The 18482-nt window shown below is 72.4% G+C and carries 15 protein-coding genes; 7 read left to right on the forward strand and 8 right to left on the reverse strand.

Features of this window, described 5'->3' with window-relative positions:
* Positions 1 to 21: 21 nt before the first annotated feature.
* Together ACGFZF_RS31115 and ACGFZF_RS31120 are read right to left on the reverse strand one after the other, a co-directional pair.
* Positions 22 to 1323: a M28 family metallopeptidase gene (locus ACGFZF_RS31115; RefSeq protein WP_393559605.1), complete on the reverse strand. Its 1302-nt coding sequence runs from the start codon at positions 1321 to 1323 to the stop codon at positions 22 to 24.
* A gap of 1385 nt (positions 1324 to 2708) precedes the next feature.
* A complete protein-coding gene (locus ACGFZF_RS31120; RefSeq protein ID WP_393559607.1) occupies positions 2709 to 3161 on the reverse strand; it encodes a VOC family protein in 453 nt (150 codons plus the stop codon).
* Positions 3162 to 3182: 21 nt separating this feature from the next.
* Between ACGFZF_RS31120 and ACGFZF_RS31125 the strand changes: the two genes are divergently transcribed.
* Both ACGFZF_RS31125 and ACGFZF_RS31130 read left to right on the forward strand, forming a co-directional pair.
* Complete coding sequence (locus ACGFZF_RS31125) at positions 3183 to 3800, forward strand: CGNR zinc finger domain-containing protein (RefSeq protein ID WP_393559609.1); 618 nt, start codon at positions 3183 to 3185, stop codon at positions 3798 to 3800.
* Entirely contained in the window at positions 3800 to 4159 is a 360-nt protein-coding gene (locus tag ACGFZF_RS31130; RefSeq protein ID WP_393559611.1) for an SRPBCC domain-containing protein, read from the forward strand. Before ACGFZF_RS31125 ends, ACGFZF_RS31130 begins: the two co-directional genes overlap by 1 nt.
* 167 nt (positions 4160 to 4326) lie before the next feature.
* On the opposite strand, the gene ACGFZF_RS31135 is transcribed toward ACGFZF_RS31130, so the two are convergent.
* Complete coding sequence (locus ACGFZF_RS31135) at positions 4327 to 4782, reverse strand: winged helix-turn-helix transcriptional regulator (RefSeq protein ID WP_393559613.1); 456 nt, start codon at positions 4780 to 4782, stop codon at positions 4327 to 4329.
* 117 nt (positions 4783 to 4899) lie between these two features.
* Between ACGFZF_RS31135 and ACGFZF_RS31140 the strand changes: the two genes are divergently transcribed.
* Positions 4900 to 6336, forward strand: a complete 1437-nt coding sequence (locus tag ACGFZF_RS31140; RefSeq protein WP_393559782.1) for an MFS transporter — start codon at positions 4900 to 4902, stop codon at positions 6334 to 6336.
* Positions 6337 to 6471: 135 nt separating this feature from the next.
* Here ACGFZF_RS31140 and rarD read toward each other — a convergent pair whose 3' ends face one another.
* Together rarD and ACGFZF_RS31150 are read right to left on the reverse strand one after the other, a co-directional pair.
* Positions 6472 to 7497: an EamA family transporter RarD gene (rarD, locus tag ACGFZF_RS31145; RefSeq protein WP_393559615.1), complete on the reverse strand. Its 1026-nt coding sequence runs from the start codon at positions 7495 to 7497 to the stop codon at positions 6472 to 6474.
* 93 nt (positions 7498 to 7590) lie between these two features.
* Positions 7591 to 8457: an NmrA family NAD(P)-binding protein gene (locus tag ACGFZF_RS31150; RefSeq protein ID WP_393559617.1), complete on the reverse strand. Its 867-nt coding sequence runs from the start codon at positions 8455 to 8457 to the stop codon at positions 7591 to 7593.
* 107 nt (positions 8458 to 8564) lie between these two features.
* Here ACGFZF_RS31150 and ACGFZF_RS31155 point away from each other — a divergent pair, with 107 nt between their 5' ends.
* The 4 genes from ACGFZF_RS31155 to ACGFZF_RS31170 all read left to right on the forward strand — a co-directional run bounded on the left by ACGFZF_RS31155 (position 8565) and on the right by ACGFZF_RS31170 (position 14320).
* Positions 8565 to 8972: a winged helix-turn-helix transcriptional regulator gene (locus ACGFZF_RS31155; protein WP_393559619.1), complete on the forward strand. Its 408-nt coding sequence runs from the start codon at positions 8565 to 8567 to the stop codon at positions 8970 to 8972.
* 83 nt (positions 8973 to 9055) lie between these two features.
* Complete coding sequence (locus ACGFZF_RS31160) at positions 9056 to 9874, forward strand: hypothetical protein (protein WP_393559621.1); 819 nt, start codon at positions 9056 to 9058, stop codon at positions 9872 to 9874.
* Positions 9871 to 12132 carry a bifunctional serine/threonine-protein kinase/ABC transporter substrate-binding protein gene (locus ACGFZF_RS31165; protein WP_393559623.1) on the forward strand — a complete coding sequence of 754 codons (2262 nt, stop codon included), beginning with the start codon at positions 9871 to 9873 and terminating at the stop codon, positions 12130 to 12132. The genes ACGFZF_RS31160 and ACGFZF_RS31165 overlap by 4 nt, the downstream gene beginning before the upstream one ends.
* A 4-nt stretch (positions 12133 to 12136) precedes the next feature.
* The gene (locus tag ACGFZF_RS31170; RefSeq protein WP_393559625.1) at positions 12137 to 14320 is read left to right on the forward strand and encodes a bifunctional serine/threonine-protein kinase/ABC transporter substrate-binding protein; all 2184 of its coding nucleotides are present in this window, start codon (positions 12137 to 12139) and stop codon (positions 14318 to 14320) included.
* Between the two features lie 68 nt (positions 14321 to 14388).
* Here ACGFZF_RS31170 and ACGFZF_RS31175 read toward each other — a convergent pair whose 3' ends face one another.
* From ACGFZF_RS31175 to ACGFZF_RS31185, 3 genes are all read right to left on the reverse strand, one after another.
* Positions 14389 to 15441, reverse strand: coding sequence for a 2-oxoacid:ferredoxin oxidoreductase subunit beta (locus tag ACGFZF_RS31175; protein ID WP_393559626.1), 1053 nt, complete (start codon positions 15439 to 15441; stop codon positions 14389 to 14391).
* Complete coding sequence (locus ACGFZF_RS31180) at positions 15434 to 17386, reverse strand: 2-oxoacid:acceptor oxidoreductase subunit alpha (RefSeq protein WP_393559627.1); 1953 nt, start codon at positions 17384 to 17386, stop codon at positions 15434 to 15436. The genes ACGFZF_RS31175 and ACGFZF_RS31180 overlap by 8 nt, the downstream gene beginning before the upstream one ends.
* Before the next feature lie 273 nt (positions 17387 to 17659).
* Complete coding sequence (locus ACGFZF_RS31185) at positions 17660 to 18319, reverse strand: response regulator transcription factor (RefSeq protein ID WP_187282906.1); 660 nt, start codon at positions 18317 to 18319, stop codon at positions 17660 to 17662.
* Positions 18320 to 18482 lie beyond the last annotated feature (163 nt).

Below are 18482 nucleotides of genomic sequence, written 5' to 3' on the forward strand. Positions count from 1 at the left end.
ACGTGTGCGGGGACGAACGGCTCAGAAGGTGAGCTTGAAGTTGTTGATGTAGCCGGTGTCCACCGACGCCTTGTCCTGGACGCGCAGCTTCCAGGCGCCGTTGGCGACCTCGCTGGAGGCGTTCACGGTGAAGGTCTGGTTGATGTTGTCGGCGCTGCCGCCGGAGCGGTTGCTCAGGCTGTAGACCGATCCGTCCGGCGCGACCAGGTCGACGACCAGGTCACCGCGGTAGGTGTGGACGATGTCCACGCCGACCGCGAGGTTGCTCGGGGCGTTGCCGGTGACACCGGTGACGTTGACCGTCGAGGTCACCGCGGCGCCGTTGTCCGGGATGGCCACGTCGGCGGTGTTCTCGAAGACCGTGCCGGGCGGCTGGGTCGTGCCGGCCGACAGCGTCCAGATCGCGTGGGCGATCGCGTCGCTGTTGCGGTCGAGGGCGGTGTCGTTGATGTTCGACGTCGTGTCGCACGACGAGTGGTAGCAGCGGTCGAAGGCCGTGGCCGTGCCGCCCCACTTCTGGACCTGCGCGCTGCTCTTCACGCGGCTGGCACCGGTGAACAGGCCGCCGACGGGCACGCCGACGTTCTTGAACGACGCGTGGTCGGAGCGGCCGTCGCCCTCGGTCTCGATCTCGGTGGGGACGCCGAGACCCGCGAAGTAGCTCTTGAAGGTCTGCTCGATGGTGGGGTCGTCGTCGTAGACGAAGTAGCCCGGGTTCGGCGACCCGATCATGTCGAAGTTCAGGTACCCGGAGAGCTTCGAGCGCTCGGTGGTGGGCAGCTGGCTGACGTAGTACTTCGACCCGACGAGACCGAGCTCCTCGGCGCCCCACCACCCGAAACGCAGGTGCTTGGTGGGCTGGAGGCCGGCCCGGGAGACGGCGAGCGCGGTCTCCAGGACGGCGGCCGAACCGGAGCCGTTGTCGTTGATGCCGGGACCGGAGCTGACCGAGTCCAGGTGGGAGCCGGCCATCAGGACCTGGTTGGGGTCGCCCCCCGGCCAGTCGGCTATCAGGTTGTAGCCGGTGGAGCCGCTGGAGGTGAACTGCTGGACGGTGGTGGTGTATCCGGCCGCGTCCAGCTTGGCCTTCACGAAGTCGATCGACGCCTTGTAGCCGGTACGGCCGTGGGCGCGGTTGCCGCCGTTGGCGGTGGCGATCGACTGGAGGTCCGCGAGGTGCTGCTTGACGTTGGCCACCGAGATGTCGGGTGCGGCGAGCGCGGCGTCCGGCTGCGCGGTGGCGGAGGGGGCCGAGGTGCCGAGCAACCCGGCGAGTGCGAGCGCGGCGACGGCGCCGACGCGTCTGGGCACGGAGAACTTCATGTGGGGGCTCCGGATTCCGAACGGGGATGGGACGGAACGTGCGAGACGCCCCGCGGCATGGGTGCCACGAGGCGCTGGAGCTGTGCATGGTGCGTTTGTGCGGCGTACGGCTGTGCGTGCTGAATGTTCAGCGAGGGTTTGACTTCCCGTCAAGAGCGGAAACCGGTCACGCGGGTTCGCTCACCGGACGCCCACGTCCGGGAGGCCGGATCGGATGGCGACTGCCCCAGGGGGGAGGGCGGGAGGGGGTGCGGGTCCTGGCTCTTGGGGTCGAGGCTCTTGCCGGCTTCTGGTGGTTGGCCGCCCTCTCTCCGAGTGTGGCGGGTTGCGGCGCCGCATCAAGGGCGCTCCTTCGTCGCGTCGGCTTCGCCGATTCCGCTTCGCTCCACCCTTGACCCGTCGCCTCCACCCGCCTTTTCACACTCGGAGGGCGGCCCGGGGGATGGGCCCAGGGCGGGGGGCCGGTGCGCCCCGGGCGCCGTCGGCCCCGTCGGGTCCGGGGGCGGTCCAGCGCAGCCATTGAATGGGGTGACCCGGCAGCGCTTAGCGGGTGCCGCTCGCTCATCGGCTGGGATTCATGCCCCGCTGGTCACTCTCCGTGGGGGTGAAGCCGAATCCGCGGCCGGTCATCGCCAGCTCGGGCCAGGGCGGATCCCATCCACCCCACCCGTCCCATCGCCGGTCCGGAATCGGCCGCCCGATGACGCTACGGCGTACATTAAGCACGCCGAGAGTCCGATATGCCCCGTGAAGTCCCATATCCCGCCCGGTTACCGCAAGTAATGTACGCGCTAGCGTCATTCGGGATGACTCCCCCTGCCGGAACAGACCGGAGCGGGTCGAATCGGCCGGGCCGGACGGGATGGCGGCCGGCTTGAGGCGTCGACCTTTCCAAGTCCTCCTCGGATCCGGGATCACCCACCACCGGGAATGACCAGCGGGGCATGAATCCCCGCCAGGAATCGAGCAGCATCCGCTAAGCCGTGCCGGGTCACCCCATTCAATGGCTGCGCTAGACCACCCCAGGGCAGACGGGCGCCGACGGCGCCCGGGGCCCACCGGGCCCCGGAGCGGATGCCCCTTCCCCGGGCCGCCCTCCGAGTGTCAAAAGGCGGGTGGAGGTGACGGGTCAAGGGTGGGCGAAGCCCATCGCGCAGCGACGCGACGAGGAACGAGGAGCGCCCTTGATGCGGCGCCGCAACCCGCCACACTCGGAGAGAGGGCGGCCAACCACCAGAAGCAAACGAAGACCGGCCCGCCCCAAGGGCCAGGACCCGCACCCCCCAAGCCCCTCCTCCCTCGCCCCCCGCCGAGGTCCTCACCCCCCCCCACCCCCACCCCCACCCCCACCCCCACCCCCACCCCCACCCCCACCCCCCGCCCCCTCAGTGCACGCAGAACTCGTTGCCCTCCGGGTCTGTCATCACCACCCATGAGCCGCCCTGTTCGTTCACCCGGCGCAGGGTCGACGCGCCCAGGTTCTCCAGGCGCTCCACCTCGGCGTCGCGGGTGTCCGGGGCCGGGTGGAGGTCGAGGTGGAGGCGGTTCTTCAACGACTTCTCCTCCGGGACCCGCTGGAAGAGGATCCGGCGCCCCAGGCCCGTGTCCGACGCCGGGTCGTGCGGGTCGTCCGGATGGCGGACGGCGGCCAGATCTCGCCATGCGAGGCGGTCGTGGACCGTGAGCGTCGCCTCGGCCGGTGCGGCGCCCATGTCGAGCAGGCGGGTGATGAGCGCGCTGTGGTCCTCCTCCCGGTAGCCGAGGGCGGCCGCCCAGAAGGCCGACTGGGCGTGCGGGTCGGCGGCGTCGATCACAAGCTTCCAGTGGAGTGGAGTCATGTAACCACTTATACTGGTTACATGACCGAACCCGCCACCGGAATGACGCTCCGGCACCGCGACGGACAGCGATTCCGCTTCGACGCCGGGGCCCTCTGTCTGGAGCTGCTGCTCACCGGTGGACCGGGCCCGGTCGCCGCCCACTACGAGGTGCTGGATCGCGTCGAGGGGCTGCTGGACTGGATACGGGAGTGCCGCCTCGCCCCCGGGCTCGACGTCACGGTCACCGCACCCGAGCTGGCGGCGGTCCGGGAGATGCGTGACGCGCTGTGGCGCCTGGCCGAGGCCCGTGCGTCCGGCGCCGCCCGGGACCGCTGCGACCCCCGGGACCTCGGGATCCTCAACGCGGCCGCGGCGCACCCCCCGCTCGTCGCCCGGATCACCGCCGACGGCACGCGCGCCTGGGCCCCGGGGGCCACCGGCACCGGCCTCCTGGCGACGCTCGCCCGGGACGCGGTCGACCTGCTCACCGGCCCCCATGCCGACCGGATCCGCGTGTGCGGCTCCGACAACTGCGCCCTGCTCTTCGTCGACACCTCGCGGCCGGGCCGCCGCCGCTGGTGCTCCATGGACCGCTGCGGCAACCGCCACAAGGTCCGGGCCCACCGGGCGCGGACCCATCCGGAGGGAGAAGCGTGATGCCCGTGGGACTCACCCGGGACGCCGGCTGGGAGATCGGCGTCTCCAGGACCCTGCCCCTGCCCGTCGAGGCCGTCTGGGACTTCCTCGTGAGCCCCGAAGGCGTCGCCCTCTGGCTCGGCCCCGGGGCCGAGCTCCCCGTGGAGGGCGACGGGGTGCTGCGCAGCCTCCGTCCCGGCGACCGCATCCGGCTCGGCTACGGCGAGACCGTCCTCCAGGTCGCCGTCTCCGCGACCGGGGACGGCCGGACCGTGCTCCGCTTCCACCAGGAGCACATGGCGAGCGCCGAGGAGCGTGAGCGTCAACGGGCCCACTGGAAGGGCGTGATGACACAGGTCGAGAGCGCCCTCGCGCCCTGAGTCCTGGCTGGGCCTCGCGCCCTGAGCCCTCGCGCCTACCTTCGGGCCCGTGCGCCCCGTGCGCCCGCCCGCCCCGTGCGCCCGCCCGCCCCGTGCCGAACCCGCCCGCCCTGCCCGCACCGCCCGCCCCGCCCGCCGCGAGTCGCTCGCCGTGGGCGCCGGCGGGTTCACGCCCCGAGCGCGGCCTCCGCCGCCTCCTTCGCGTCGTACGCCTCGCGGGCCGCCGCGATCTCGTTCTGGTGGAGTTCCGTCCACCTCACCAGGGAACGGATCGTCGTGTGCAACGTGCCGCCCAGCGGCGTCAGTTCGTAGTCCACCCGGGGCGGCACGACCGGGTGCACCGTGCGCTTCACCAGGCCGTCCCGTTCCAGCTGGCGCAGGGTGACCGTCAGCATGCGCTGGCTGATCCCGTCGATCTCGCGCCGCAGTTCGGTGAAGCGCAGCCTGCGGCGGTCGAGCAGGGCGATCACCAGCAGCGACCACTTGTCGGCGACCCGGTCGAGGATCTGCCGCACCTCGCAGTCCTCCCGCGTGTCCCACTGGAAGGGGTCGGTGTCGCCGTATTCCGTGTCCCGGGCGGTGACTTCGCAGTGACTCGGTGACTTCGAAGTGCCTTCTTCCATGGCACGCGATGCTGCCGCAGGATGCAGGTGGTTACAAGAGGGAACCGACCCTCTGGCCGGTAACCACCCCCCTTCCCCTGCCTGGAGTCAGCCATGCCCGCATCCCGGTCCGCGACCCTGCCCGTACGCGCCTGGGCCCTGCTCCTCGTCCTCTGCGGCACGATCTTCCTCGAAGGCATCGACGTCGCCATGCTCGCCGTCGCGGTGCCCTCCATCAGATCGGATCTGGAGTTGTCCACGGCCACCGCCGCCTGGGTGATGTCGGCGTACGTCCTCGGCTACGCCGGATTCACCCTGCTCGGCGGCCGGGCCGCCGACCTGCTCGGCCGCCGCCGGATGTTCCTCGGCTGGCTCACCGTCTTCCTGCTCTTCTCCGGTCTCGGCGGCTTCGCCCAGGAGGGCTGGATGCTGATCGTGGCCCGCTTCGTGACCGGTGTCGCCGCCGCCTTCATGACCCCGGCCGCGCTGTCGATCATCACCACCTCCTACGCGGAGGGGCCGCAGCGCAACCAGGCCCTGCTGGTCTTCGCGGGCACCGCGGCGGGCGGCTTCTCCCTCGGTCTCGTCATCGGCGGGCTGCTGACCCAGCTCGGCTGGCGCTGGGTGTTCTTCGCGCCGGTCCTGCTCGCGGCCGTCGTGCTGGTGGCCGCGCTGCGCCTGATCCCCGCCGAGGCGCGCCCCGCCAGGGGTGCGGGCGGCTTCGACCTGGCCGGGGCCCTGACGGCCGCGGGGGCGATGCTGCTGTCGGCGTTCGGGATCGTACGGCTGGAGCACGGCTTCGACGGCTGGGCGGTCACGGCGGCCGCCTTCGCCGCCGGGCTCGTCCTGGCCGGCGTCTTCGTCGCGGTGGAGCGGCGGGCCGCCGCCCCGCTCGTCCGCCTGGCCCTGCTCCGCAAGGCCTCCATGGTCCGCGCCGACCTGGGGGCGCTGCTGTTCGTCGGGTCCTTCTTCGGCTTCCAGTTCGTCGCCACGCTCTACCTGCAGGAGCTGCGCGGCTGGTCGTCGCTGCAGACCGCGCTCGCGCTGGTGGTCATGGGCGTGGACGCGGTCCTGGCGCCGACGCTGACACCGCGGCTGGTCGCGCGGTTCGGCAACGCGCGGGTGATCCTCGGCGGGTTCGTGCTCGCGGTCGTCTCGTACGTCCTGTTCCTGCCGGTCGGCCCGGACTGGTCGTACGCGGCGATGTTCCCGACGCTGCTGCTGACGGGGCTCGCCTTCGCCCTCGCGTACGGGCCGCTGACCATCGCCGCGACCGACGGCGTCGCGGAGGAGGAGCAGGGGCTCGCGAGCGGGCTGCTCACGACGGCGACGCAGTTCGGCTCGGCGGTGGGCATCTCGTCGGTGACCGCGGTCCACGGGATCGCCGGCGGGGGCCTCGACGGGTTCCGGGCGGCGCTGCTGGTGCCGGTGGTCATGGTGCTGCTGGGTGCGGTCGTCTCGGCGTTCGGGGTCCGGGCGCGGGTCGACCGGGTGCGCCCCCGGGCCGCGGCCGAGGGCGGGCCCCGGGTCACCGCGGTGGAGGCGCCGGAGCCGGAGGCCGGGCTCCCGGTCTGAGCGGGCGGTCCCGTCCTCCTGCCGCCGCTCCGTCCTCCGGTACGGCAGGTCGCTGACGTACCGGACCCCCGGCGCCGATCGCGCCGGGGGTCCGGTAGGTCCGTCACGCGGGTCCGCCCGCCCGGGCCGCCGCCGTCACCGGCCGTCGGTGTCGGCGGCCATCGCGGCCTCGGTTCCGTGCACCACGGCCTCGTGCGCCACGGCCTCCGCGCCGGCCGCCGCGGCCACCACGGCCTGTGCCGCCGCGGCCTTGCTCGCCGCCTCGACGGCGGCCCGGCTGCGCGTCGCCGTGCGGATCGCGTCCCAGGTGAGGATCGACAGCGCGAGCCACACCAGGGAGAAGCCCGCCCACCGCTCCGGCGGCATCGCCTCGTGGAAGTAGAGGACGCCCAGGCCGAACTGGAAGACCGGCGCCAGGTACTGGAGCAGGCCCAGCGTGGACAGCGGCACCCGGATCGCCGCGGCTCCGAAGCAGACCAGCGGTACGGCGGTCACGACGCCGGTCGCCGCGAGCAGCGCGGCGTGCCCGGCGCCCTGCCCGGTGAAGGTGGAGGTGCCGGTCCCGCTCAGCCACATCAGGTAGGCGAGGGCGGGCAGGAACTGGATCGCCGTCTCGGCGGCCAGCGACTCCAGGCCGCCGATGTTGACCTTCTTCTTCACCAGGCCGTAGGTGGCGAAGGAGAACGCCAGGGTCAGCGAGATCCAGGGCGGTCGCCCGTATCCGACGGCCAGGACGAGCACGGCGGCGAAGCCGACCCCGACGGCCGCCCACTGGGCGGGCCGCAGGCGCTCCTTGAGGAGCAGGACGCCCATGGCGATGGTGACGAGCGGGTTGATGAAGTAGCCGAGCGAGGCCTCGACGACCTGGCCGGAGTTCACGGCCCAGATGTAGAGGCCCCAGTTCACGGTGATCACGGCCGCGGCCAGGGTGATCATGCCGAGCTTGCGGGGGCTGCGCACCAGCTCGCCGATCCAGCTCCAGCGGCGCAGGGCCAGCAGGGCGATGCCGACGACGGCCAGTGACCAGACCATCCGGTGGGCGAGGATCTCGATCGCCCCGGACGGCTTCAGGAGCGGCCAGAAGAGCGGGACCAGTCCCCACATGCCGTAGGCGCCGATCCCGTACAGGAGCCCTGCTCGCCCCTCGTTGTCCGTCTTCACCGAACCTCCTGCCCTGTGCCGCGCGCCGTCCTGATGACGGTAGCGCCGCACAGGGCACGCTGTCATGTCCGTACCGCGATACGGTCATGACCTTCAGGCGCGGGCGAGCGCGCCCCCGATGGTCTCGGCGATCGGGGTGGTCGGGCGGCCGATCAGCCGGGACAGGTCCCCGGTCCGCCGGGCCAGGGCGCCGAGCGCGACGGCCCGGTCCACGTCGACGAGGATCTCGGCGAAGGGCTGCGGGACGCCCGCCCCGGTCAGGATGGCCAGGTGCGTCCCGGCGGGGACGTCGTTGTAAGCGATCTCCCGGCCGGTCTGGCGGGCGACCTCCGCCGCGTACTCGGCGAGGGACCAGGCCACGTCGCCGCTCAGCTCGTACGCCTTGTTCAGGTGCTCCTCGGCCGGGCCGGTCAGGACGGCCGCCGCGGCGGCGGCGTAGTCGGCGCGGGAGGCGGAGGCGATCCGGCCCTCGCCGGCGCTGCCGACGACGGCGCCGTGCGCCAGGACGGGCGCGAGGTTGCCGGTGTAGTTCTCGGTGTACCAGCCGTTGCGCAGGAAGGTGTGGGGGAGCCCGGCGTCGAGGATCAGCTGTTCGGTCGCCTTGTGCTCGGCGGCCAGGTCGAAGTCGGCCTCCGGGCCGCCGAGGACGCCGGTGTAGGCGAGCTGGGCGACGCCCGCGGCCTTGGCCGCGTCGATCACGGCGGCGTGCTGTGCGACGCGCTGCCCGACCTCGCTGCCGGAGATCAGGAGCACCCGGTCGCCGGGTCCGAAGGCGCCGGCCAGCGTCCGGGGCGCGCTGTAGTCGGCGATCCGCAGCTCGACGCCGCGCTCGGCGAGGTCGGCAGCCTTCTCCTTGTCGCGGACGACGGCGGCGACGGACTCGGCGGGGACCCGGGTCAGCAGCGCGTCGATGACGAGGCGGCCGAGCTGTCCGGTGGCTCCGGTGACGACGATGCTCATGGCGTTCTCTCCTGTGGGGTCGGTGAGGGGTTCGTTCCGGGGTGTGCACTCACCGTACGACAGGCGCTAACTAGTGGAAAGTACCCACTTTGAAGTAAGGTACTGGCATGGGAGTAAGTGAGAGTGTCGGCGAGAAGGCGGACGTCAACGACACGATGTGCCCCTCGCGACTCGTCCTGGAGCACGTCACCAGCCGCTGGGGTGTGCTGATCCTGGCGGCACTCCTGGAGCGCTCGTACCGCTTCAGCGAGCTGCGCCGGGAGATCGGCGGGGTCAGCGAGAAGATGCTCGCGCAGACCCTCCAGACGCTGGAGCGCGACGGCTTCGTCCACCGTGACGCCAAGCCGGTCATCCCGCCCCGGGTCGACTACAGCCTCACCGCTCTCGGGGAGGAGGCGGCCCGCCAGGTCTGGGAGCTGGCTCGATGGACGGAGCGGCGCGTGCGGGCCGTGGAGGAGGCGCGCGAGAGGTACGACGAGGCGCGTCGCGAGAGCGTCATCGTTTCGCCCCAATGATGTTGTAAACAGCCACAGTTGACCATCCGCGTCGTACGATCTGCTCACCATTCGGGGAGTATGTGAAGGACCGTGGGGGAGCTGTGGCGTACGGAGACGGAAGAGTGCTGCGCGCCTGCTGTGCCTTACTGGCAGGCGGACTGATCCTGACCGGCTGCTCGAGCGGCGGGCCGAAGACCGAGGGCAAACGGCCCGGTGGGACGCCGACGAGCTCGGGCGCGACGAGCTCGGCGACCCCGTCCGCCGCCCCCACCAGCCTCGACTTCACCCCCGACCCCGGGCGCGTGCCCAAGAACCGTGCCGACGCCCAGCGGTTGGCCCTCTTCGTCGTCGCCGGCCCGGACGCCTGGGGTCCCGGCTACGTGAAGCGCGCGCAGTACCTCAGTGATCCGGACCGATGGCCCGTCCTCGGGGACGCATGCACCTGGGAGGGGGGCAGCCTGCCCGCCTCCGTGCTGTACAGCGTGACCGCCTCCAGCGAGATCCCCGCCGCCGGCGGCAAGGGTCTGCTGCGCGTGTCCGCCACCGTCACCGTCCACCGCACCGAGGCGGACGGCGACTGGGAGATGGCCGAGACCCTGGAGGAGGCGCTCCGGTGCCCGAACCAGACGCTCCGCGAGGGCGAGACCCTCTCCGAACTCAACTCGATCGGCAACCCGTTCGGAGTCGGCGGGAACTACACGGCCTCCGACTCGCTCGGTGAGCGCGGCAAGTACGAGGTGTCCACGGTCAAGGGCAAGCAGTTCTACAGCTGGTACCAGTCCCGGATCGGCCAGGTCACCCTCGCCACCGTGGTGAAGGGTGCGCCCGGCTACGTCGAGAACGACACCAACAGCGCCCAGGTCCAGGCACTCGTCACCATGATCGAGCGCGTCAAGGCGCAGCTGGGAGTGCAGTCGTGAACCAGCCCACCCCGCCCGCCCCCGGCGCGATCCAGCCGCTGCTGCCCTCCGACCCGTCCTCGATCGCCGGCTACCGGCTCCTCGGCCGGCTCGGCGCCGGCGGCATGGGCGTCGTCTACCTCGGCCGGACGGACAACGGCGAGCTCGCCGCCGTGAAGGTCACCCATGCCGACCACGCCGACCAGCCCGACTTCCGGGCCCGGTTCCGTCGCGAGGTCGAGGCCGCCCGCCGGGTCTCCAGCCCCTGGGCCGTCCCCGTCACCGGCGCCGACCCGGACGCCCCCGAGCCCTGGATGGCCACCGCCTTCGTGCCGGGGCCCTCGCTCGGCGAGGCGGTCGCCGCGCACGGCGCCCTGCCCGAGCGGAGCGTACGGATCCTCGGCGGCGCGGTCTCCCGCGCGCTCGCCGCCGTCCACGCCGCCGGGCTCGTCCACCGGGACGTGAAGCCGGGCAACGTGCTGCTCGCCGTCGACGGACCGCGGCTGATCGACTTCGGCATCGCCCGGGCGACCGGCGAGACCGCCCTCACCTCCACCGACATGGTCGTCGGCACTCCCGGATTCCTCGCCCCCGAGCAGGCCGAGGCCCGCACCGACGAACTCGGGCCCCCCGCCGACGTCTTCGCGCTCGGCTGCCTCCTCGGCTACGCGGCCACCGGCAGACCGCCGTTCGGCAGCGGAACCGTCGACGCCCTGCTCTACCGGACCGTCCACGACGAACCCGATCTCGACGGCGTGCCGCCGGGCCTCCTGGACCTGCTGCGCCGCTGCCTCGCCAAGGACCCGGCCGAGCGGCCGACCGCGGAGGAGATCACCGGCGAGCTGACCGAGGACACCCCGGGCGAGGCCGCCGACTGGCTGCCGGCGCCCGTCGTCCGGACCATCGCCGAGCGATCGTCGCGGATGCTCGCGCTGCCCGACATCGACCGCACCCGGGCCGGTGCGCCCGCCGCGCCGCCGCAGCCGCCCGGCAGGCGCGGATTCCTCCTTGCCGCGGGCGGCGCGGTCCTCGTCGCGGCCGGCGGCTTCGGCGCGTGGGCGGCCTTCCGGGACGGGGACGAGGGCGGCGACGACGGGAAGTCGCCCACGGCCGCGGCCGGGAACCTGGCGATCGGGGTCCTCGCCGACCTGTCCGGGCCCGCCCAGGAGGTCGGCCGCGCCCAGGAGCGCGGCGCCCGGCTCGCCGTCGAGGAGTTCAACGCCCGGATCGCAGCGGCGAAGAGCGGCGACCCGCTGAAGAAGCTCTCCAGGATCGGGCTCAAGGTCGCCGACGACCAGGGGGACAAGGCGAAGGCGCCCGCCGTCGCCCGGACGCTCACCTCCGACCCGGCGGTGCTCGCCGTCCTCGGCCCCACCTCCGACTACACCGGGCAGGCCGTGCTGCCCGCGTTCGAGGAGGCGGGTCTGCCGCTCGTCACCGTCTCGGCGGGCCACAACCTGCTCACCATGCGGGACCGGACGACCCCGCCGAACGTCACCGTCCTGCGCGCGATCCCGCACCACCTCTTCGCCGGCATGCACCTCGCCTACGCGGCCCTGCTCCTCGACAGCGTGAAGCGGCCCGGAGTCCTCCAGGAGCGCACCGACGACCACTACAGCTGGCAGTACGTCCGGGGCGTCGACTACGGCCTGGGCGCCTCCGGCGTCGAGCGCCGCTACCGCGTGGTCCCCGGCCGCGCGACGGACTACCGCTCGATCCTGCGCGGCATGATCGACTCAGGCATCGACTGCTACATCCACTGCGGGGTGGCCGAGACGGCCGTCCTCGCGGCCCGCGCCCTGCGCGAACTCGGTTTCACCGGGCCGCGGTTCGGCGGGCAGCACGTCTTCGGCACGAAATTCCTCAAGGGGGCCGGCGAGGCGGCCGAGGGCTGGTTCGTCACCGCCCCGGTCAGCGATGCCGTCGCTCCCGCCCCCGACACCCCCGCCCGGACGAAGGAGCGGGGCGCCGCATTCGTCGCCGCGTACAAGAAGCGCTACGGGACGAACCCGCCCCCCTACGCGGGCGAGGCGTACGACGTCGTCGCCATGACGCTCGGACGGCTGGCCGCCGCGGCCAAGGCGGGCCGAACCCCCGCCCGCAAGGGGCTCTGGGCCGACCTGAGCAAGCAGAAGTACGAGGGCGCCATGGGCGGGTACACGTTCGGCGAGAGCGGCGACCTGACCAACGGCGGCACCTTCCTGTACGCGGTGCAGAACGGCGCCTACAAGCTGATCGGTTCCGCTCCGGCGACGCCGACCAGAAAGAAGAAGGGCTGACCGCGTGGAGCCGCTGCGTCCGGCCGACCCGTCGTCGATCGCCGGCTACCGACTCCTCGGCCGGCTCGGCGCCGGCGGCATGGGCGTCGTCTACCTCGCCCGCTCCGGCGGCGGGGCGCTCGCCGCGCTCAAGCTGATCCGCGCCGAGCACGCCGCCGACCCTGGCTTCCGGGAACGGTTCCGGCGCGAGGCGCGGATCGCCGAGAGCATCACCGGCCAGTGGGTCGTGCGGGTCCTCGGTGCCGACCCGGAGGCCCGCGAGCCCTGGCTGGCCACCGAGTTCGTCCCGGGACCGTCGCTCGCCGAGGCCGTCGGCGCGCACGGTCCGCTGACCGAGCCGTGCGTCCGTTCCCTCGGTGCCCGGCTCGCGGACGCGCTCGCCGACATGCACGCGGCCGGGCTCGTCCACCGGGACGTGAAGCCGGGCAACGTGCTCCTCGCGCTCGACGGGCCGCGCCTGATCGACTTCGGGATCGTCCGGTCCGCCGGGGCCACGGCCCTCACCGCCACCGACGCGATGATCGGCACACCGGGATTCCTCGCCCCCGAGCAGGCACGGGTCGCCGGCGCGGGCGCCGTCGGCCCGGCGAGCGACGTCTTCTCGCTGGGCTGCGTCCTCGCCTACGCCCTCACCGGACAGCGGCCCTTCGGCACGGGCACGGTGGCCGCGGTCGTCTACCGCACCGTGCACGAGGAGCCCGACCTCGACGAGGTCCCCGACACCCTGCTGCCGCTGGTCGCCTCGTGTCTCGCCAAGGACCCCGCGGACCGGCCCACCGCCCGGGAGGCGTGTGCGGTGCTGGGCCCGGCGGACGGCCCCGCCGGGGACTGGCTGCCGCCCGGTCTGCCCGCGCTCATCGCCTCCCGCTCCGCGCGGGTGCTCGACCTGCCGGTGGCCGAACCGACCCTGCTGGTGAGCCCGGAGGAGCCGAAGGGCATCTCCCGGCGCGGGTTCCTGGTGGCCGGCTCGGTGGCGGGTGTCGCGGGCGCGGGCGGCCTGGCCGCCTGGCTGGCCGGCCTCGGACCGTTCGACGCGGGCGCCGGGACCGGGACGGGCGCCGGCGGATCCCGGCCGACGTACGCGCTGGGCCTGGTCTCCGACCTGAGCGGCCCCCACAAGGCGGACGGTCTCGCCCAGGAGCACGGCGCGCGGGTGGCGGTGGAACGCCACAACGCGCGCCCGGACCGGTTGCTCACCCTGACGCTCCGGGTGCACGACGACGGCGGGGACCCCGCCCGGGCGGCGAAGGCGGCCCGCGCCCTCGGCGACGACCCCGCGGTCTTCGCGGTGATGGGGCCGACCACGACCGAGACCGCCGTCGCCGCCGCGGACGAACTCGTCACCCGCATCGTGCCGATGGTGAGCCTGGTGGCGTCCGTTCCCAGCGGCACGGTCAAGGGACAGACCGCCGGCGCGACCTACTTCGAGATGCGGGCCAGTCCCGACACCCTGATCGTGCCCTTCGCCCGCTACCTCTCCGAGCACGGCGTCCGCAGGACCGCCGTCATCGAGGACCAGGAAGCCGGCCGGTTCAGCTGGCTCGCCGTCAAGTCGCTGAAGGACAACCCGCCGGGTGCCGGCACGGTGTCCTCACATCCCGTCGCCGCGGCGGACGAGGACTTCGCGGGCGCCGTCCGCGAGGCGCTCGCCACCGGCCCGCAGGGCGTGATGTACGCGGGGACCTCGCCGCGCCGCGCCGCGCTGTGCGCCAAGGAGCTGGCGCGCCAGGGGTACCGGGGCCTGTGCGGCAGCGTCGAGCAGCCGTTGCAGCCGGAGTTCCTCACCCTGGCCGGGCCGGCCGCCGAGGGCTGGTTCTTCGGCACGAGCTTCGTCGACCCCGACGGCCTGCCGGCCGCGGCCGACTTCACCGCCGCCTACCGCAAGCGGTGGGGGCTGGCCCGCACGGCGCCTGTGCACCGGTACGCCACAGAGGCGTTCGACGTCGCCAACTGCGTCGTGCGGGCCCTGGAGCAGGTCGAGAAGGAACAGACGGAGATCAAGCGGACCGGGGTGCGGACGAAGCTGGTGGGCTCCCACGCCGCCCCGTACGAGGGCCTCGCCAAGCCCTACTCCGTCAGCCGCAACGACAACTCCTTCGTCCACCTGGCGGGGCTCTTCCTGTGGCGGGTGCAGAAGGGCGTGCCCCGGTTCCTCGGTCACTTCGAGAAGGCCGCGCTGGCGAAGTGACGCGGTGCGGACGCCCGAGGGGCCCGATCCGTCACCGGACCGGGCCCCTCGGGCAGGTGCTGTCCGGGTCAGCCCACGACCGTCCAGGTGTCACTGCCGGCCAGCAGCTGGCCCAGGTCTCCCTTGCCGTGCTGCTCGATCGCGGCCTCCAGCTGGTCCGCCATCAGCGTGTCGTACACCGGCCGGTCCACCGACCGGAAGACGCCGATCGGCGTCTGGTGCAGGGTGTCCGGGTCCGCGAGCCGGGAGAGGGCGAACGCGGTCGTCGGGGACGCCGTGTGCGCGTCGTGGACGAGGACGGTGTGCTCGTTCTCCGGTGTCACCGCGACCACCTTCAGATCGCCGGTCACCGCGTCCCGGACCACGCCCTTGGCGAGGTCCGTGCCGAAGCGGATCGGCTTGCCGTGCTCCAGCCGGATCACGGCCTCCTGCGCCTGCTCGTTGTCCTTGAGGACCTCGAAGGCGCCGTCGTTGAAGATGTTGCAGTTCTGGTAGATCTCCACCAGCGCGGTGCCGGGGTGGTCGGCCGCCTGGCGCAGCACCTCGGTGAGGTGCTTGCGGTCCGAGTCGACCGTCCGGGCCACGAACGAGGCCTCCGCGCCGATCGCCAGCGACACCGGGTTGAAGGGCGCGTCGAGCGAGCCCATCGGCGTGGACTTGGTGATCTTGCCGACCTCGCTGGTCGGGCTGTACTGCCCCTTGGTCAGGCCGTAGATCCGGTTGTTGAAGAGCAGGATCTTGAGGTTGACGTTGCGGCGCAGGGCGTGGATCAGGTGGTTGCCGCCGATGGAGAGCGCGTCGCCGTCACCCGTGACGACCCAGACGGACAGGTCGCGGCGGGAGGTGGCCAGGCCGGTGGCGATGGCCGGGGCGCGGCCGTGGATGGAGTGCATCCCGTAGGTGTTCATGTAGTACGGGAAGCGGGAGGAGCAGCCGATGCCCGAGACGAAGACGATGTTCTCCTTCGCCAGGCCCAGTTCGGGCATGAAGCCCTGGACGGCGGCCAGGACGGCGTAGTCGCCGCACCCGGGGCACCAGCGGACCTCCTGGTCGGACTTGAAGTCCTTCATGGACTGGGCGGCTTCGGCCTTGGGCACGAGGTTCAGGAGCGAGTCACTCATCGATGGCCTCCTCGAGTACCGCGGCGAGCTGCTCCGCCTTGAACGGCATGCCGTTGACCTGGGTGTGGCTGCGGGCGTCGACCAGGTACGTCGCCCGGACGAGCGTGGCGAGCTGGCCCAGGTTCATCTCCGGGATCACCACCCTCTCGTACTGCTTGAGGACCTCTCCGAGGTTCTTCGGGAAGGGGTTGAGGTGGCGCAGGTGCGCCTGGGCGATCGGCCTGCCGGCGTTCCGCAGCCGGCGCACGGCGGCGGTGACGGGGCCGTAGGTGGAGCCCCAGCCGAGGACCAGGGTCCGGGCACCGTCCGGGTCGTCGACGGCGAGGTCGGGCACCTCGATGCCGTCGATCTTGGCCTGGCGGGTGCGGACCATGAAGTCGTGGTTCGCCGGGTCGTAGGAGATGTTGCCGGTGCCGCCCTGCTTCTCGATTCCGCCGATGCGGTGTTCGAGTCCGGGCGTGCCGGGCACGGCCCACGGACGGGCGAGGGTGTGCGGGTCGCGCTTGTAGGGCCAGAAGACCTCGGTGCCGTCCGCCAGCTCGTGGTTCGGTCCGGTGGTGAACTGGACCCGCAGATCGGGGAGTTCGTCGATGTCCGGGACCCGCCAGGGTTCGGAGCCGTTGGCCAGGTAGCCGTCGGAGAGCAGGAAGACCGGGGTGCGGTAGGCGAGGGCGATCCGGGCCGCGTCGAGCGCGGCGTCGAAGCAGTCGGCCGGGGTCCTCGGGGCCACGACCGGCACCGGCGCCTCGCCGTTGCGGCCGTACATGGCCTGGAGGAGGTCGGCCTGCTCCGTCTTGGTGGGCAGGCCGGTGGAGGGGCCGCCGCGCTGGATGTCGACGATCAGCAGCGGCAGTTCCAGCGAGACCGCCAGGCCGATCGTCTCGGACTTCAGGGCGACGCCCGGGCCGGACGTGGTGGTGACGGCGAGGGACCCGCCGAAGGCGGCGCCGAGCGCGGCGCCGATGCCCGCGATCTCGTCCTCCGCCTGGAAGGTGCGGACGCCGAAGTTCTTGTGCCGGGACAGCTCGTGCAGGATGTCCGAGGCCGGGGTGATCGGGTACGAACCCAGGTAGAGGGGGAGGTCGGCCTGCCGGGCCGCGGCGATCAGGCCGTACGACAGGGCCAGGTTCCCGGAGATGTTCCGGTAGGTCCCCGGCGGGAACGCCTTGGTCGCCGGGGCGACCTCGTAGGAGACGGCGAAGTCCTCGGTCGTCTCGCCGAAGTTCCAGCCGGCCCGGAACGCGGCCACGTTCGCCTCGGCGATCTGCGGCTTCTTGGCGAACTTGGTGCGCAGGAACTTCTCGGTGCCCTCGGTCGGCCGGTGGTACATCCACGAGAGCAGTCCGAGCGCGAACATGTTCTTGCTGCGCTCGGCCTCCTTCCGGGACAGGCCGAACTCCTTGAGCGCCTCGATCGTCAGCGTCGTCAGCGGCACCGGGTGGACCCGGTAGCCGGCCAGCGAGCCGTCCTCCAGCGGGGAGGTGGTGTAACCGACCTTGGCCATCGCGCGCTTGGCGAACTCGTCCGTGTTGACGATGATCTCGCCGCCGCGCGGCACGTCGCCGATGTTCGCCTTGAGGGCGGCGGGGTTCATCGCGACCAGCACGTTCGGGGCGTCGCCCGGGGTCAGGATGTCGTGGTCGGCGAAGTGCAGCTGGAACGAGGAGACACCGGGGAGGGTGCCGGCGGGGGCGCGGATCTCGGCGGGGAAGTTCGGCAGCGTCGAGAGGTCGTTCCCGAAGGACGCCGTCTCGGACGTGAAGCGGTCACCCGTCAACTGCATGCCGTCACCGGAGTCACCGGCGAACCGGATGATCACCCGGTCCAGGCGGCGGACTTCCTTCTCGGGGCCTTCCGACGGCGCCGAAGAGCTGCGCTGTTCCCCGACGACTGCCTCGTTGGCCTCGTCGGCCTGCTCGGCCGGGCTGCTGACCTGGCTGGTCACTGAACTGGACCTCCCTCGCGGCAAGGGTCTTCTCCGCCCGAGGCGGGAGAAGGCTCGGGAGACGACCGGACGACCGGCCGTCCCGTGGCCCACCCTACGACGGCAAGGGGGCCCTTCCCGGGACTTCTCGCATCGTGGACCTCATTTTGAGACGCCTTTTCGATCGGCAATGTCACGTTCTGTCGCCCCCCGGTATGTCCGGAAAATGGTGCCTTGTTGGTCCTTCGGTCGGTGGACCCGTCATGGATCCTTATCTGACAGAGTGTCAGGTGATCAGGAGTTCAGATAGGTCAACACCGCGAGTACCCGTCGGTGATCCCCGTCACTCGGAGACAGTCCCAGCTTCAGGAAGATGTTGCTGACGTGCTTCTCCACGGCGCCGTCGCTCACGACCAGCTGCCGGGCCACCGCGGAGTTCGTGCGGCCCTCGGCCATGAGCCCGAGCACCTCCCGCTCGCGCGGGGTGAGGTTCGCCAGCACGTCCTGCTTGCGGCTGCGGCCGAGCAGTTGCTGCACGACCTCCGGGTCCAGGGCCGTACCGCCCCGGGCGACCCGCACCACGGCGTCCACGAACTCCCGGACCTCCGCCACCCGGTCCTTGAGCAGGTACCCGACACCCCGGCTGGAGCCGGCCAGGAGTTCGGTGGCGTACTGCTCCTCCACGTACTGGGAGAGGACCAGGACACCGACCCCGGGGTACTCCTTGCGCAGCCGCACCGCGGCCCGTACGCCCTCGTCCGTGTGGGTGGGCGGCATCCGCACGTCCGCGACCACGACGTCCGGCAGCGCACCCTCTCCGGCGAGCTCGGCGACGGTCTTGACCAGGGCCTCCCCGTCGCCGACCCCGGCGACGACCTCGTGCCCCCGGTCGGTCAGCAGCCGTGTCAGGCCCTCACGGAGCAGCACCGAATCCTCGGCGATGACCACCCGCACCCTGTCCACCACGTCTTCCACGCCCACGTCCCCGCAGCCCCCGTCCGATACCGGTCCCGCCTGGTCCGGCGAGCGGTCCCAAGCATCGCAGCAAGAAGGACGCGGCGGGGCCGGATGAGGTTCAGGCGTGCCGGGGCGGACCGCGCGGAGCCCGCCCGGCGCG

It is taken from the genome of Streptomyces sp. NPDC048338, from assembly GCF_043201055.1.
GTDB lineage: Bacteria > Actinomycetota > Actinomycetes > Streptomycetales > Streptomycetaceae > Streptomyces.

Coding starts and splice junctions, on each gene's coding strand:
- ACGFZF_RS31115 (WP_393559605.1), bottom strand. CDS start 1,323: ATGAAGTTCTCCGTGCCCAGACGCGTCGGCGCCGTCGCCGCGCTCGCA.
- ACGFZF_RS31120 (WP_393559607.1), bottom strand. CDS start 3,161: ATGACTCCACTCCACTGGAAGCTTGTGATCGACGCCGCCGACCCGCAC.
- ACGFZF_RS31125 (WP_393559609.1), top strand. CDS start 3,183: ATGACCGAACCCGCCACCGGAATGACGCTCCGGCACCGCGACGGACAG.
- ACGFZF_RS31130 (WP_393559611.1), top strand. CDS start 3,800: ATGCCCGTGGGACTCACCCGGGACGCCGGCTGGGAGATCGGCGTCTCC.
- ACGFZF_RS31135 (WP_393559613.1), bottom strand. CDS start 4,782: ATGGAAGAAGGCACTTCGAAGTCACCGAGTCACTGCGAAGTCACCGCC.
- ACGFZF_RS31150 (WP_393559617.1), bottom strand. CDS start 8,457: ATGAGCATCGTCGTCACCGGAGCCACCGGACAGCTCGGCCGCCTCGTC.
- ACGFZF_RS31155 (WP_393559619.1), top strand. CDS start 8,565: ATGGGAGTAAGTGAGAGTGTCGGCGAGAAGGCGGACGTCAACGACACG.
- ACGFZF_RS31175 (WP_393559626.1), bottom strand. CDS start 15,441: ATGAGTGACTCGCTCCTGAACCTCGTGCCCAAGGCCGAAGCCGCCCAG.